The sequence below is a fragment of the Microbacterium enclense genome (genome assembly GCA_038182865.1).
Taxonomy (GTDB): Bacteria; Actinomycetota; Actinomycetes; order Actinomycetales; family Microbacteriaceae; genus Microbacterium; species Microbacterium enclense_B.
This window is the reverse complement of sequence record CP116226.1, coordinates 249,918-264,918: the sequence shown is the minus strand read 5'-3', so window position 1 is coordinate 264,918 and position 15,001 is coordinate 249,918. Positions and strand designations below refer to the sequence as shown.

Annotated in this window: 12 protein-coding genes; 6 read left to right on the top strand and 6 right to left on the bottom strand. The window is 70.7% G+C overall.

Features of this window, described 5'->3' with window-relative positions; all coding sequences use genetic code 11:
* Positions 1-131 precede the first annotated feature (131 nt).
* Entirely contained in the window at positions 132-1,613 is a 1,482-nt protein-coding gene (locus PIR02_01165) for an APC family permease (GenBank protein WZH37282.1), read from the bottom strand.
* Between the two features lie 156 nt (positions 1,614-1,769).
* Between PIR02_01165 and PIR02_01160 the strand changes: the two genes are divergently transcribed.
* Together PIR02_01160 and PIR02_01155 are read left to right on the top strand one after the other, a co-directional pair.
* A complete protein-coding gene (locus tag PIR02_01160) occupies positions 1,770-2,501 on the top strand; it encodes an SDR family NAD(P)-dependent oxidoreductase (GenBank protein WZH37281.1) in 732 nt (243 codons plus the stop codon).
* Between the two features lie 44 nt (positions 2,502-2,545).
* Positions 2,546-3,349, top strand: coding sequence for an SDR family NAD(P)-dependent oxidoreductase (locus PIR02_01155; protein WZH37280.1), 804 nt, complete (start codon positions 2,546-2,548; stop codon positions 3,347-3,349).
* Between the two features lie 207 nt (positions 3,350-3,556).
* Here the strand turns inward: PIR02_01155 and PIR02_01150 are convergent, their stop codons facing one another.
* The 3 genes from PIR02_01150 to PIR02_01140 form a co-directional block, all read right to left on the bottom strand.
* Positions 3,557-4,513 (bottom strand): helix-turn-helix domain-containing protein, encoded by a 957-nt coding sequence (locus PIR02_01150; protein ID WZH37279.1) that lies wholly within the window; start codon positions 4,511-4,513, stop codon positions 3,557-3,559.
* Between the two features lie 114 nt (positions 4,514-4,627).
* Positions 4,628-5,221, bottom strand: a complete 594-nt coding sequence (locus tag PIR02_01145; GenBank protein ID WZH37278.1) for a TetR family transcriptional regulator C-terminal domain-containing protein — start codon at positions 5,219-5,221, stop codon at positions 4,628-4,630.
* Between the two features lie 112 nt (positions 5,222-5,333).
* Positions 5,334-7,355 (bottom strand): primary-amine oxidase, encoded by a 2,022-nt coding sequence (locus PIR02_01140; GenBank protein WZH37277.1) that lies wholly within the window; start codon positions 7,353-7,355, stop codon positions 5,334-5,336.
* A gap of 129 nt (positions 7,356-7,484) precedes the next feature.
* Here PIR02_01140 and PIR02_01135 point away from each other — a divergent pair, with 129 nt between their 5' ends.
* Both PIR02_01135 and PIR02_01130 read left to right on the top strand, forming a co-directional pair.
* Positions 7,485-8,078, top strand: coding sequence for a TetR/AcrR family transcriptional regulator (locus PIR02_01135; protein ID WZH37276.1), 594 nt, complete (start codon positions 7,485-7,487; stop codon positions 8,076-8,078).
* A 1-nt stretch (position 8,079) separates the two neighbouring features.
* On the top strand, positions 8,080-8,721 hold the full coding sequence (locus PIR02_01130) for a zinc ribbon domain-containing protein (GenBank protein WZH37275.1): 642 nt from the start codon (positions 8,080-8,082) through the stop codon (positions 8,719-8,721).
* Between the two features lie 109 nt (positions 8,722-8,830).
* Here PIR02_01130 and PIR02_01125 read toward each other — a convergent pair whose 3' ends face one another.
* On the bottom strand, positions 8,831-9,535 hold the full coding sequence (locus PIR02_01125; GenBank protein WZH37274.1) for a helix-turn-helix domain-containing protein: 705 nt from the start codon (positions 9,533-9,535) through the stop codon (positions 8,831-8,833).
* A 101-nt stretch (positions 9,536-9,636) separates the two neighbouring features.
* On the opposite strand from PIR02_01125, the gene PIR02_01120 reads away from it, so the two are divergent.
* On the top strand, positions 9,637-11,481 hold the full coding sequence (locus PIR02_01120) for an FAD-dependent monooxygenase (protein WZH37273.1): 1,845 nt from the start codon (positions 9,637-9,639) through the stop codon (positions 11,479-11,481).
* 347 nt (positions 11,482-11,828) lie between these two features.
* Positions 11,829-13,301, top strand: a complete 1,473-nt coding sequence (locus tag PIR02_01115; GenBank protein ID WZH37272.1) for an NAD-dependent succinate-semialdehyde dehydrogenase — start codon at positions 11,829-11,831, stop codon at positions 13,299-13,301.
* Between the two features lie 198 nt (positions 13,302-13,499).
* On the opposite strand, the gene PIR02_01110 is transcribed toward PIR02_01115, so the two are convergent.
* Positions 13,500-14,939, bottom strand: coding sequence for a helix-turn-helix domain-containing protein (locus tag PIR02_01110; protein WZH37271.1), 1,440 nt, complete (start codon positions 14,937-14,939; stop codon positions 13,500-13,502).
* Positions 14,940-15,001 lie beyond the last annotated feature (62 nt).

Genomic DNA, 15,001 nt, shown 5'->3' with positions numbered 1-15,001 from the left:
CGATCTCCTTCGGGGGTGGAATGGATGCCGTGGCCCGGCCGCGCGAAGGGCGATGCCGGGAGGCGGGGGATCGGATGCCGCCCCCGCTCGCGCCCGAAAAGGTCGGTGCGGCCGGGGTTCGGCATCCGGGGTCAGAGTCCGGGGACGGGGTCTTTCCCCTTCTCGGCCGAGGCGACGTTGAAGGCTTCGAGGTCGTCGGCGAGCCCGGCGTAGACGGCCGGCTTGCGGCGGCGCAGGTGGACGCCGTAGCCGATGCCCCCGATGACGGCCGCGACCAGCAGAAGCGGCATCGCGCGGATGGCGGGCTCGCTCGATCCGGCGACGATGTCGAAGTTGACCACGGCGAGGATCACGATGACGGACAGGGCGAGGAAGCCGATACCGGGGGCGATCAGCGTGCTCCACCAGCGGCGGTCTGCGCGGCGGCGGAAGAACACCACGATCGACAGGGCGGCCAGCGCCTGCAGCACGATCACCGCCAGGGTTCCGAACCCGAGCATCGCCGGGACGAGGGTGAGGATCGGGTCGAGTCCGGCGAGGGCGAACAGGCCCGCGACGATCGCAGCGAACCCGGCCTGCACGATCCCCGCGATCTGCGGGGCACCCGAGGCGCGCGTGCGGGCGAGGGCGAACGGCAGCACGCGCGCGCGGCCCAGAGCGTAGAGGTAGCGGGTGGCGGAGTTGTGGAAGGCGAGCATCGCCGCGAACAGGCTCACCAGCAGCAGGATCTCCATGACCACGGTGAGCTGGGGGCCGAGATAGGTCGCCGCAAGGCTGAAGATGAGATCGCCCGTGGCCAGGTGCTCCTGCGCGGTGCCCTGCGCCTGGGCGACGCCGGTCGCGCTGACGACGGCCCACGTGGTGACGCCGAGGATGACGCTGATCGCGACGATCGCGGTGTAGGTGGCGCGCGGGATGGTCTTCAGCGGGTTCCGTGCCTCTTCGCCGAAGAGCGCGGTCGCCTCGAAGCCGAGAAAGCCGGTCGCCGCCAGCAGCAGACCGATCGGGAGCGAGCCCGAGAACACGGCCTCGGTCGAGAATGCGCCGAGGTCGTATCCCGTCTGCACGAGGACCGAGACGTCGAACACGACGAGCATGAGCACCTCGAGCACGAGGGCGACACCGAGCACCTTCGACGAGAAGTCCACGCCCGTGCGCGCCAGGACGAAGCAGACGACGATCGACAGCAGACCCCACAGGTACCAGTGCATGTCGAATCCGGTGAGCCCGGCGATGATCGACTGCATGAAGAAGCCGCTCGTGCCGATCGTGCCGACCACGAAGAAGTTGTAACCGAGGGTCGCGATCAGGCCCGCGATGAGCCCGCCGGTACGACCGAGGCCCTTCACGACGAAGGCGTAGAAACCGCCCGCGTTCACCAGTTGCTTGGACATCTGCGCGTAGCCGACGGCGAACAGCAGGAGGATCACCGCGATGATCAGGAACGATGCGGGCGTGCCGCCTCCGTTGCCGAGGGCGATCGCGAGAGAGGCGACGACGACGATCCCGGTCAGCGGCGCGACCGCGGCGAGGACGAGGAAGACGATGCCGGCGACGCCCAGCGCGCCGCGCTGCAGCGCCGTCGACGAGCCGGCGGAGGTCGAGTCGGTCATGGCGGGTCCTTCGGTTCGGGTTCCGAGCGGGAGCGACCGCCCGCTGCAGCGATCTTGCTCCGCCCCGGCCCACCCGACTTGACCGCCGGCGAGGGGGCCTGTTGCGTCCGTGCAGGGACGGATGCCGCGCGCCGCCGCCGCGCGCAGGATGGCCGCATGGACCTGAACTTGACCGCGCGGCGCGCGTTCGTCACGGGGGCCGCCGGCGGAATCGGCCGCGCCGCCGTGCGGGCGCTCGCCGCGGAAGGGGCGCGCGTGGGCGCCGTCGACCTCGACCCGCGCGTGCGCGAGATCGACGGTGCGTCGATCGTCGCCGATCTCACGGATGCCACGGCGGCGGCCGCCGCCGTCGACACGTGCGCGCGTGAGCTGGGCGGGATCGACGTGCTCGTCCTGGCCGCAGGGATCTCCGGACCGGTGGGCACGCCGCTCTCCGAGACGTCTGTCACCGACTGGGAGCGTGTCTTCGCCGTCAACGTCACCGGAGCCTTCGTGACTCTTCGCGCCGCGCTGCCGTGGCTGCGGCGATCGGAGGCTCCCGCGGTCGTCGTCGTCGCGAGCGATTCGGCACTCGTCGCCACCGCCGGCATGGTGCCGTACAGCGCCTCGAAGGCGGCGCTGCTGCAGCTGGCGAGAGCCGCCGCCGTCGAGCTCGCCCCGGAGGGCATCCGCGTCAACGCGGTGTGCCCGTCGATCGTGGACACACCCATGAGCCGCGGAGACCTCGGGATGCCGCAGGGCTTCGCGGGCGCGGACTACCCCGTGCAGACACCCGCCGAGGTGGCCGATCAGATCGTCCTGCTCGCCTCCCCGCGGTTGCGACCCGTGTCGGCGGCGACGTGGGTGTCGGACTTCGGGGTCAGCGCGCGATCCGGTTTTCCCGCGTGAGCGCGCGAGGCGCCCGGCGCGAGTCCGGGCAGAAGGAGGAACGAATGGATGCTGACCTGAACGGTCAGGTGGTGCTCATCACCGGCGGGGGAACGGGCATCGGCGAAGCCGTCGCGCGGCGGTTCGCCCGCGAGGGAGCGCACGTCGTCGTGACGGGCCGCCGCGCGGAGCCCCTCGAGCGGGTCGCGGCCGAGATCGGGGGCATGGCGGTCACCGCGGATGCTGCGGACTCGGCTGCCGCCGCCGCGCTCGTCGCGCGCGTGCTCGAGGAGCACGGCCGGCTCGACATCGTCGTCGCCAACGCCGGCGGACACGGCTTCGCCACGGTCGCCGACACCGACGACGACGCCTGGGAAGCCGCCCTGCGCGCGAACGTCACGACCGCGTTCGTGGTCGTCCGCGCGGCCCTGCCCGCGCTCATCGCCGCGCACGGACGGGTGGTGGTGATGTCGTCGATCGCGGGTCTCGCCGCGGGGCCCTCGGTCGCGGGCTACACCGTCGGCAAGCACGCGCTGATCGGCCTCACCCGCTCCCTCGCCCGGGACTACGGGCGCGCCGGTGTTCGGGTCAACACGGTCTGCCCGGGGTGGGTGGCGACGCCCATGGCCGACGAGGAGATGGACGCCTTCGCCCGCGCCGCCGACCTCGACGACCGGGCGGCGGCCTACGCCGCCGTGACCACCGACGTGCCGCTCGGGCGCCCGGCGCAGCCGGAGGAGATCGCGGGGGTCGTACGCTTCCTCGCCTCGACCGACTCCTCGTACATCACGGGGGCGACGATCGTCGCGGACGGCGGCGCGCACATCGTCGACGTGCCGACGATCGCGTTCGACCACGCGGGGATGTGACCGCGCGAGCGGCGCCGGGCCTTCCGGTCGCCCATGTCCCCCTTCTGGTCGCCTGGAGGCTCCAGAGCCCACCGTGTGCCGGGACATGCTCGGCCAGAAGCGGGACCTGGGGGCGGCTGCGCGCTGCGGCGTCCCGCGCTGTCGGCCCCGTCCCCCGTCGGCTGGCTGGGGGCTTCGCAGCCCGCCCTTCGTGAGACGTGAGGGGCCTCAGCGCCCCGCGCGGCACTCGCTCGGCGAGAATCCGAACGCCGATTTGAAGGTGCGGCTGAAGTGCGCGGCATCCGGGAACCCCCATCGCGCGCCGATCGCCGAGACCGACTGATCGGCGAGCAGCGGATCGGTCAGGTCGCGACGGCACCGTTCGAGCCGGCGCGAGCGGATGAGCGCGGCCACCGTGGTGCCCTGGCCCTGGAAGAGCGTGTGCAGGTGCCGTGTCGAGATGTAGTGCGCCGCGGCGATGGTGCCGGGGGAGAGGTCGGCGGAGGCCAGGTGCGCGTCGATGTGCTCCTCGACCCGGCGCCGCAGGGCAGCGTGCGGGTCGCTCGCCGCGACGTCCGTGCCGAGCTCGTGCGCGTAGACGGTGGTCAGCAGGTCGAGCGCCGTGTGCACGAGGCGCGACCCCGAGGGGCTGGCGACCTGGTCGAGGTGCGTGCCCAACTGCGCGAGGAAGGGGGCCACCACACCCCCGAGGCCGCCGTCACCCGGAACCCGCACGGCGGTGAGCTGCGCGAGGGCCGACGACGGCAGGGGGAGCGCGCTGGGCGCGAACATCGTGACGATCGTGCGGAAGTCGCCGCTGAAGCTCAGCGTGTACGGGCGCGACGTGTCGTAGACGGCGAAGTCGCCGGGGCGCAGGAGCGCCTCGCGGCCGTCCTGGATCAGCAGGCCGGTGCCGGCGAGCATGAGGCTCATCTTCACGGCCGGGCCGTCGGCGCGGGCGATGAGGTCGGGCGTGCGCTCGACGACGTGCGGCGACGCCGCGACGGTGCTGACGTGGATGCCGTCGGCGGAGGCCGCGCGGATCGTGCCGCGGAAGCGATCGGGGTCGGCGGCGGTGACGTGCAGCGGCACGAAGCTGTCGTCGACCGCCGCGCGGAACGCGGCCAGATCGGCGGCGTGGATGGCGGTGACGCCCGATCGGGGGCGGGTGATGACGATCGACATGGGAGACCTCCTCGTTTCCCTCGACTTTCGGCTCCTGCGTCCTTTTTATCCGACGCTTGTAGAGCCAAAGTTTCCCGTATATTACCTCGATGTATCGGATGCCGCGAGAGGCGATCAGCGGAGCATGTCGACGAGCGCGTCGACGGTGGCGAGCATGCGCTCTTCGCGCGCCGTCTCGGGCAGAAGGACGCCGTTGGCCTGCATGCCGTTGACCGCGTGCAGGATGGCATCGCTCACGGCCTGCACGTCGAGACCGTCGCGCACCTCGCCCCGTTCCTGCGCCTCGGCCACCATGGCGGCGAACGCCTCCTGCCACTGGCGCATCAGGCTGCGGAACATCTCGGCCAGCGCGGGATCGGCTGCGGCGTACTCGAGGAAGGCGATGACGATGCGTGCCTCGAGCGTGCGCTCCTCATCGATCGGTGCCGCCTCGAGCAGGAACGCGCGAAGGGCCGCGAGACCGGTGTCGCCCGTGCGCGCGCGGCCCTGCGTGAACCGCGCCGTCGTCGCGTCGAACACGTGCGCGAAGGCGGCCGTCAGGATCGCGCTCTTGTCGGGGAAGTAGTGCGTGACGCTGCCATTGGCCAGGCCCAGTTCACGGGCGAGCTCGCGCATGGTCGTGGCCTCGATACCGCGTTCGGCGATGAGACGCCAGGTGGCCTGCACGATCTCATGCCGGCGGGCTTCGTGGTCCACACGTCGGGGCACGGGCGTCCTCCTTGTCGATCGACCGTCCGACCCTATCGCCGCCGTGGCGGGACGCCGATGTGAGGGGCGGCGGTGGGAGCCCGTGGCATCCGTCGCCCGTCGCTCGAGGTCGTCAGTGCCCGCAGTCGCAGGCGTCGCCGCCGCCGCAGCATCCGTCTTCGCGCTGCGCGTGGGCCTGCGACGACTCCGGCACATCCAGCGCGGGGTTGCGGTCGAGGAATCCGTAGGGCTTGAGTCGGAAGCCGGCGTGGTCGACGGGCATGATCGGCCAGTCCTCGGGCCGTGGCACGTGCGTCAAGCCGAAGGTATGCCAGAGCACGAGGTCGGCGCCGTCGATCGAGCGGTCGTCGGCCGTGTACGCCGGCAGCCCCGCCCCTCCGGCGTGGGCGTTGGGGTAGCGGCCGGCGGGCCACCGCTCCTCGGGGTCGTACGCGGTGCCCCACAGGTGCTTCGTCGCGAACGCGGCGCGTGCCGCGACCGTCGAGGCCGGGTCGGCCAGGAGCAAGGCGGTCGGCTCGGGAACGAGGTGGTACGCGGTGGGCTTGCCGATGTCGTTGGTCCGCGAGGTCGACTGCACCTCCCACACGCGCGCGACCGCGGTGTCGGCCTCGCGCCGGGCCTCCTGCTCGGTGCGCAGCAGCGTCTGCGACCACGTGAAGGCGTTGCCGAAGGGGTTGTCCTCGCCCATCGGGATGCGTACCGCGTCGACCTCGAACAGCCGGTTCTCGTCTCCGTCGATCGCCATGTCCAGCCGCGCCGAGAAGAGGTGCTGATGCACGGGCGCGAAGACGCCGGGGGCGATCTCGGGAGCGTGGCGGTTCGAGGAGCCCGGCACTCCGCCGCCGACGAAGACGATGCCGGTGGCTTTGGCCTCGACCTGGATCGACCCGTCGAGGGAGAAGGACCAGAAGAAGCCGTAGTCGTAGTTCCCGATCGTGGCGAAGTACGACACGACCAGCCGGCGCGAGCGCCTCACGTGCGAGCCGACGGGACCGGGCTCGGTGTGCTTCCACAGCACCCCGTCGTCCTCTTCGTGCATGCACACGGCGTTCGGGATGCGCATCGCGTGCCCACGGTCGTCGGCGACGTGGCCGTCGAAGTAGTGGATGACCCCGAGGCAGTCGCATCCGAGTTCGAGGTGGTTCGCGTTCTTGCCGAGGAGGTACTCGCCCGCATCGAAGTAGCTGATCCAGAAGCGCGTGTTGCTCGTGTCGCCGTACGGCACGACCATCTCGGGGATGCTCGCGCGCGAGAGCACGGGGCGGTCGTCGAAACGCACGTCGTGCAGCACGAGACCCTCGCGGGCGTTGAAGTCGACGCGTAGCGTCCAGTTCTCCCACCGCACGTGCGAGCCCTCGACGTGGAAGCTCGGACCCTCGGGTTGCGTGATCTCGATCGGCTTCAGCGTCGTGCGTGCAGGACCGGTCGCTGCGGGGTCGTAGCGGCCGCTGCCCGACGGCACGGGGACGTCGCCCTCGTCTTCGATGCCGATCACCCGGTCGGCGGTGAGATCGATGTGCACGATGAGACCCTCGACGGGGTGCGCCCAGGCGATGTCGTCCTCGCTGTCGCGCAGGAACGTCAGCGACCGGATGACCCGGCGCCCGATCTCGTTCTCGCGTCCGACGAACCCGGGGGCGAGTGGGGTGCAGAAGGCGAGGTCGATCCGGTCTTCGAGCCCACGGCGCTGCATCGCGGCGCGCCACTCGGGGGAGGCCTTGACGAGTTCGGCCGCGCGTTCGTACTCCTCGAAGAGGTATTGCGGCTGGCCGTACGGCGAGGAGTCGGCGGCGTACCGGCGGGAGTCGCGCACCTCGCCGGTCGTGATCGAGACGATCACCTCGGTCACCTCGCCGGTCGCGGTGTCGAGCAGCGTGACGTCGGCGCGGCGGTCGATCGGGTCCCCCGGATGCCATGACGCCACGACCCTCTTGTCGGGTTCGGCGGGCAGCAGCATCGGGACCCGGACGGTGTCGCCCAGGAGCCCCGCGGTGACGAGGACATCGCGTGCTCGTTCGATCTCTTCCGCGGTGAGGGGGTCGAGGGGGTGGACGGTCGGTCGGGTGCCGGCCGCTCGGTCGAGATCGGGGTTCTCCATCGCCTGGTCGGGGACGGCGTGTGCGTGTTCGTGCATGGTGGGGCCTCCGGTATCCACTCTCGCCCGGCACCCAAGATGCGCGTTGTCATCCCGTGCACGGCGGATGTCCGATCGCGCGCGCCGCGCTATTATCGAGCGATAACACCGCCCCGGAAGGACCAGCGGATGCCGACCCCCCGACGCCGTCCCGCTCGCGATGCCGAGCTGCTCGCCGCCTCCGTGCGGGCGTTCGCGGCGCGGGGCTACTTCGGGACGTCGACCACGCAGGTCGCGGCCGAGATGGGGGTGTCCCAGCCCTACGTGATCCGCACCTTCGGCTCGAAGCTGGAGTTGTTCGTGCGGACGCATGCGTTCGCGGCCGCGGAGATCGTCACGGTCTTCCGCGCGGCCACCGTCGACGGGTTCGACGGCGATCGTCTCGGCGCCGCCTATCGCGACCTCGTCCTGTCGAACACCGCCGCCCTCCTGGTGTGGGCGCACGCCTTCTCCGCGGCGACGGCGGAACCGGCGATCGGCGCGGAGTCGCGTCGACAATTCGATGACGTCTACCGCGTGCTCCGCGATGCCGGAGCGTCCGATCTCGAGCTGTGGGTGTTCATGGGCCGCGGCATGCTCATCAACAATCTGCTCCTCATGCAGGCTCCGCGGTTCGCGGACGACTACGACTTCGCGCCGCTCGTCGACCTCGTGTTCGGTGCGCGGCCCTCCGTTTCCCCCATCCCGGCGCCGACGGCGCCCCCGCCCCGCGATCAGGAGTGACATGAGCGACCTCGTCCCGTTCACCGACAACTTCAGCGATCTGTCGAACACCGACGGATACCAGTTCGAGTTCCGCTGCGAACGCTGCGGCAACGGCTACCGCTCCGCCTTCCGTCCCGACCCGCGCGCGACCGGGCAACGCCTGGCGCGCGGGATCGGCAACCTCTTCGGAGGACAGCTGTCGCAATTCACCTCGATGGCCGACCGCCTGCTCGACCGGGGGACGAACTCGCCCGCGAAAGATCAGGCCCTTCGCGCGGCGACCGCCGAGATCGCTCCTAAGTTCCATCAGTGCCGCGCGTGCAGCGACTGGGTCTGCGACGACGTGTGCTGGAACGACGGCGTCGGGCAGTGCGTGCGGTGCTCGCCCATCGCGGTGGAAGAGCTGGCGCAGTTGCAGGCCGAGGCGCGACGTCGGCAGGTGCAGGAGCGGCTCGAGACCGTCGACCTCGTCGGCGGGGTCGACCTGAAGACCCCGGCGCGCCCGCGATGCGGCGCGTGCGGGGCGCAGTCTCACGGCGGGAAGTTCTGCGGGGAGTGCGGATCGCCTCTCGTCGTCGTGGCGACCTGCACGGGCTGCGGGTCCGAGAACCCCTCCGGCGCTCGCTTCTGTTCCTCGTGCGGCACAGGCTTGGCGTCCTGAGGTGCGTCCGTCCACCGATCGCTGACGTGCGCCGAGCCCGCGCGCTCGCCGTGCACGCGGCGCACGTCGCCGCCGCGCGAAGCCGCGAGGCGGCACACGGAGGCGCGGGCTACAACCCCGCGCGGATCGCCTCGGCCGCCACCGACAGACGCGCCGCGATCGCCGCGTCGTCGAGCGTGCTCGTCACATGGACGGATGCCACCGCGGCGGGCTCGCGGCCCTGAATGGCGAGCGGCACGGCCACCGCGCGCAGGGAGGGCACGACCTCGTCGTGACTCGTCGCCCAGCCGCGCTCGGCGGCGTCGGCGACCTCCGCCGCGAGGCGGGCATCGACGCTCTCGGGCCAGCGGCGCGGGGGGAGCTGCGCGAGGATCGCACGCCCGGGAGCGCCACGGGTGACCGCGTGTCGTGCTCCGGGGCGCTGGGCCACGGCGGTCATCGCGTGTCGCGGCTCGACGCTCGTGAGCGTCACGCACTCGTCGTGGTCGAGCACGACGAGGAAGCACGTCATCCCCAGATCGTTCGCGGCGGCCGTGAGCTCGGGCAGGGCCTCGGCCTGCAGGTCGGCGGCGACACCCGCGGCCAGCGCGGCCAGGCCCGTTCCCAGCCGTACCGCGCCCGCGGCATCCCTCGTCACCAGTCCGTGGTCCTCGAGGGTGCGGAGCAGCCGATAGGCGACGGAGCGGTGCAACTCCACCCGCGCGGCCAGATCGTCGATGGTCAGGGGAGTCCGCGCGTCGGCGAGCTCTTCGAGCAGGCGGATGCCACGGCTGAGTGTCTGCGAAGCGGGGGCGACGTCTTGCCGTGGCGGCATGGATCCTTTAACCTCTCGTTCGATAGAAGAACGGTGCGTTCGAATATAGAACGCACAACGCGGCGGCGCAAGCGCACCCGACATCGACGTCAGGAGAAACGATGCAGTTCCACCACCACGGCTACGTCTCGGGTGACCCACGCGTGCAGAACGCGGCGGGAACCGGCATCGACCGCCCGGTCGATCTCCCCGATGAGGTCGACGTGCTCATCGTCGGCTCCGGACCTGCGGGCATGCTGCTCGCGGCGCAGCTGTCGCAGTTCCCGCAGCTGACCACGCGCCTCATCGAGAAGCGCGAGGGGCGCCTCGCCCTCGGCCAGGCCGACGGCATCCAGCCCCGCAGCGTCGAGACCTTCCAGGCGTTCGGTTTCGCCGATCGGATCACCGCCGAGGCGTACAACATCGGCTGGATGAACTTCTGGGCGCCCGACCCCGAGAACCCCGACCGCATCGTCCGCACCTCGCGCACGGAGGACTACGGCCTCAAGATCAGCGAGTTCCCCCACCTCATCGTCAACCAGGCGCGTGTGCTCGACTACTTCGCCGAGGCTGCCGCCCACGGTCCCGGGCGGATCGTGCCCGATTACGGCGTGGAGTTCCTCGGCCTCGAGGTCCAGGGTGACCACGTCGACGTGCGCGTGACGGACGCCGGGGGAGAGCGCACCATCCGCGCGAGGTACGTCGCGGGGTGCGACGGGGCGCGCAGCGGGGTGCGGCAGGCGATCGGCCGCAGCCACGTGGGCGCCGCCGCGCAACACGCCTGGGGAGTGATGGACGTGCTCGTCGAGACCGACTTCCCCGACTGGCGGATCAAGTGCGCGATCAACGCCGCCGCGGGCAACATCCTGCACATCCCCCGCGAGGGCGGTTACCTCAGCCGCATGTACATCGACCTCGGTGAGGTCGCCGAGGGCGACAACCATCGCGTGCGGCAGACGCCGATCGGAGAGGTCATCCGCCGGGCGAACGAGATCCTGCACCCGTACACGCTCGACGTGAAGCAGGTCGCGTGGCACAGCGTCTACGAGGTGGGGCATCGGGTGACCGACCAGTTCGTCGACGACCTCGAGAACCCCCGAGTCTTCCTCACGGGCGACGCCTGCCACACGCACAGCGCCAAGGCCGGTCAGGGAATGAACGTGTCGATGCAGGACGGCTTCAACCTCGGCTGGAAGCTGGGTCACGTGCTCACCGGTCTCGCGCCGGCCGAGCTGCTGCGCACGTACGACGCCGAGCGTCGCCCTGTCGCCCAGCAGCTGATCGACTTCGACCGCGAGTGGTCGTCGCTCATGGCGCGCAAGCCGAGCGAGATCACCGACCCCGACGATCTGGCGACCTACTACCTCGCCACCGCCGAGTTCCCCTCGGGCTTCATGACGCAGTACGACCCCTCGCCGATCGTCGCGGGCGATGCGGCGCAGGATCTGGCATCCGGATTCCCCCTCGGCAAGCGCTTCAAGAGCGTCGAGGTCGTGCGGGTGTGCGACGGTAACGCCGTGCACCTCGGGCATCACGCGAAGGCCGACGGGCGATGGCGGATCTACGCCTTCGCGGATGCCGAGGGCGCGGCGCTGCGCGCGTGGGCCGAGGAGGCACGCCCGATCGTGGAGCGGTTCACCCCCGCCGGGGCCGACCTCGACGCCGTGTTCGACGTGAAGGCGGTCTTCCCCGGGCGCTGGGAGGACGTGGTCGACGTGCCGTCGCTGTTCCGCCCGCGATCCGGGCCGCTCGGGCTGACGGATCTGGAGAAGGTGTTCGCCGCCGCGCCCTCGGCGTGGACGAGCGCCGACATCTTCGCGGAACGGGGGATCGGGGTCGAGGGCGCCGTGGTGATCGTCCGCCCCGACCAATACGTGGCGCACGTGCTGCCGCTGTCCGCGCCCGAGGGGCTGGAGCGCTTCCTGGCCGGCGCGATGGCTCTGCCCGCGGCCGCGGGCGCGCACTGACTCACCGGGCCCGCTCCATGCGCGCGCCGACCCGTCGGGCCCGTCGAGCCCTCGGGCCTGTGGACCCCTCGGGCCCGTCGACCCGCCGGACCCCGCCACGCATAAACGCGATCGGCGCGCATAAACGCGAGTACAGCGCGTTTATGCGCGCGGAGAGCGTTTACGCGTGAACACCGGCCGCAGTTCCGCCGTGTGCGAACGGCACCGCTCCGCACAGGGCACTCCCCCCGACTCCCCACCGGCCACGGTGGCGACAACGACGATCCCTTTGTACGCAACGTATATCGGCGCCCATCCGTGCGCTGAGAAGAATGGGCGGGGAACCCCGCCCCGATCCAGGAGGACCCATGACCGATTCGCGTGAGAGCGAGCTGCTGGCATCCGTACCCACCGGTCTGCTGATCGACGGTGAGTGGCGCGAAGCCACCGGCGGCAAGACGGTCGCCGTGTACGACCCGGCGACGGGCGACGTCATCCGCGAGATCGCCGACGCGAGCGTCGACGACGGGGTGGCGGCGATGGATGCCGCTGCCGACGCTTTCCCGTCGTGGGCCGCGACCCCGGCGCGCGAGCGTGCCGAGATCCTCCGCCGCGCGTTCGACCTGCTGCAGGAGCGCAAAGAAGACATCGCGCTGCTGATGACCCTCGAGATGGGCAAGCCCCTCGCCGAGGCGCGCGGCGAGGTCGGCTACGGCGGCGAGTTCCTCCGCTGGTTCAGCGAGGTCACCGCTCACACCCAGGGCCGCTACGGCGCGAACCCCGAGGGCACCGGTCGCATGATCGTCACGCAGCACCCGGTCGGACCCTGCTACCTCATCACCCCGTGGAACTTCCCCCTCGCGATGGCCACCCGCAAGATCGCCCCCGCGCTCGCCGCCGGCTGCACGGTGGTCATCAAGCCGGCCACCCTGACGCCGCTGACGACGCTGTTCTTCGCGCAGATCCTGCAGGACGCCGGCGTCCCCGCCGGTGTCGTCAACGTCGTGACCACCACGAACACCGGTCCGGTCTCGGAGCGCATCATCTCCGACCCGCGCCTGCGCAAGCTCTCGTTCACCGGCTCGACCCCGGTCGGCGTGAAGCTCCTTCAGCAGGCCGCGCCCGGGGTCTTGCGCACGTCGATGGAGCTCGGCGGCAACGCCCCCTTCGTCGTGTTCGACGATGCCGACCTCGACAAGGCGGTCGAGGGCGCGATGCTCGCGAAGTTCCGCAACATCGGCCAGGCCTGCACCGCGGCCAACCGCTTCATCGTGCAGCGGAGCGTCGTCGAGGAGTTCACCCGCCGGGTCACCGAGCGGGTGCAGGGCATGAAGATCGGCCGCGGTACCGAGGAGGGCGCGCAGATCGGACCCCTCATCGACGACCGCGCGGTCGACAAGGCCAAGACCTTGGTGGGGGATGCCGTCGAGCGCGGTGCGACCGTGACCACCGGCGGCTCGCCGGTCGAGGGCCCCGGCACGTTCTTCGAGCCGACCGTCGTGTCGGATGTGCAGCCGGGCAGCGACATCCTGCGCGAGGAGATCTTCGGCCCCGTCCTCGCGATCGTCCCCTTCGACACGGAAGACGACGCCGTGCGCATCGCGAACGACACCGAGTACGGCCTCGTCTCGTACGTCTTTACCGAGTCGCTCTCTCGCGGTCAGCGCATGATCGACAAGCTCGAGACCGGGATGATGGGCCTGAACGTCGGTGTCGTCTCCAACGCCGCGGCCCCCTTCGGCGGCTGGAAGCAGTCGGGCCTCGGTCGCGAGGGCGGCGACGAGGGCATCCACGAGTACCTGCAGACGAAGTACACGCTCACGGCCAACCCGTACGCGTAAGACACGGATGCCACGGCCCCGGCGCCCCGCGAGGGCCCGGGGCCGTGGCATCCGCGCGTCTGCCGCTCGCGCAGCGTGCGAAACTCCTGAGTTTTCGCGTCGGCAGCAGCGGAACGGGCACTCCGAGGACTCTCGCGCCACACTTCTCAGGAGTTTCGCCCGACGGCGCGCGCGGAGGTGACCGGCGGAGCCGCGACGTCAGTCGCCGGCGTGCCGGTCGAGGAACGAGAACACCTCGGCGTCGTCCACCCCGGGGAACATGCCGCGAGGGAGCGGCGAGAACATGTGCCGGTGCACCCGCGCGCTCGGCCAGGCCTTGCCCTGCCAGCGCTGCGCCGACTCGGAGTCGGGACGACGGCAGCACGACTCGTCGGGGCAGCGGGAGACTCCGCGCGTCGAGGTCTCGCGTCCGCGGAACCATCGCGCATCGTCGAAGGGCACCCCGACGGTGATCGAGAAGTCCCCGTCGGAGGTGCTCCCGGTCTGCGTCGAACACCAGAAGGTGCCCGCGGGGGTGTCGGTGTATTGGTAATGCTCGGTTGTGCGGTTGTGCTCGGCGAAGGCCGACCGCGCCGAGAACTTCTTGCACACGATCTGCCCCTCGACCGATCCCGTGACATCGGAGGGCAGCGGCAGGCCGTCGTTCTCGTAGACGCGCGAGATGGCGCCGTCGCCATCGACACGCAAGAAATGCAGACGGATGCCGAGATGCGCCGTCATGAGGTTCGTCATCCGCATCGCGGCGGCTTCGTGCGTGACACCGAACGCGTCGCGGAAGTCCTCGACCGCGAGGTTGCGGTCCTTCTTGGCCTGGGCGAGGAAGGCGACGGAGCTCGTCTCGGGCATCAGGCAACACGCCGCGTAGTAGTTGATCTCCAGACGCTGCTGAAGGAAGTCGGCGTAGTCGGTGGGTGGGCGGTGACCGAGCAGGCGGTGCGCCATCGCCTGCAGCGCCATCGACCGCAGGCCGTGACCCCCGGGGATGGAGGCCGGCGGCAGGTAGATGCGCCCGTTCTCCAGGTCGGTGACCGACCGGGCCGAGTGGGGGAGGTCGTTCACGTAGATGAGTTCGAAGCCGAGCTGCTCCGCCATGATGCTCACCGTGCGGTGCGTCAGAGCGCCCGTGCCGTGACCGGCGGCTTTGAGCTGCTTCTCGGCGAGCTTCTCGATCTCGGGCAGGTGATTGTCGACGGCGCGCATGCGCAGACGCATCTCGGTGTTGGCGCGGCGGGCCTCCTCCGGGCTCGCGATGGTCTCACGCTCGCGACGCTGCAGCTCGCGATGGAGGCCGAGGACCGCCTCGATGGTCTCGTCGGTGGTGCCCTTGCTGACCTTGATGGGAGGGATGCCGAGCTGCTGGAAGAACGGACTCGACTGCGCGCGCTCGAGCTCGATCTCGAGCGCGGCGCGTCGGTTGGGCGGCTCGGTCGACAGCAGCTCGGTGACCTCGGTCTCGGTCGCGCGGGCGATCTCCTGCAGGAGAGACAGCTTCGGTTCGCGTTTGCCGTTCTCGATCAGGCTGAGTTGGCTGCCCGCGACGCCGACCAGCGCGCCGAGCTCGTCGAGGGTCAGCCCGCGTGCCAGCCGGTGGTGACGGATGCGGTGTCCGAGCGTGGTGAGTTCGAGCGACGAGGCCATTCCTTGACCATATCGAAAGATCAGTGACTTTTACGCACAATTTTGCTCTAAAGAACACCCGC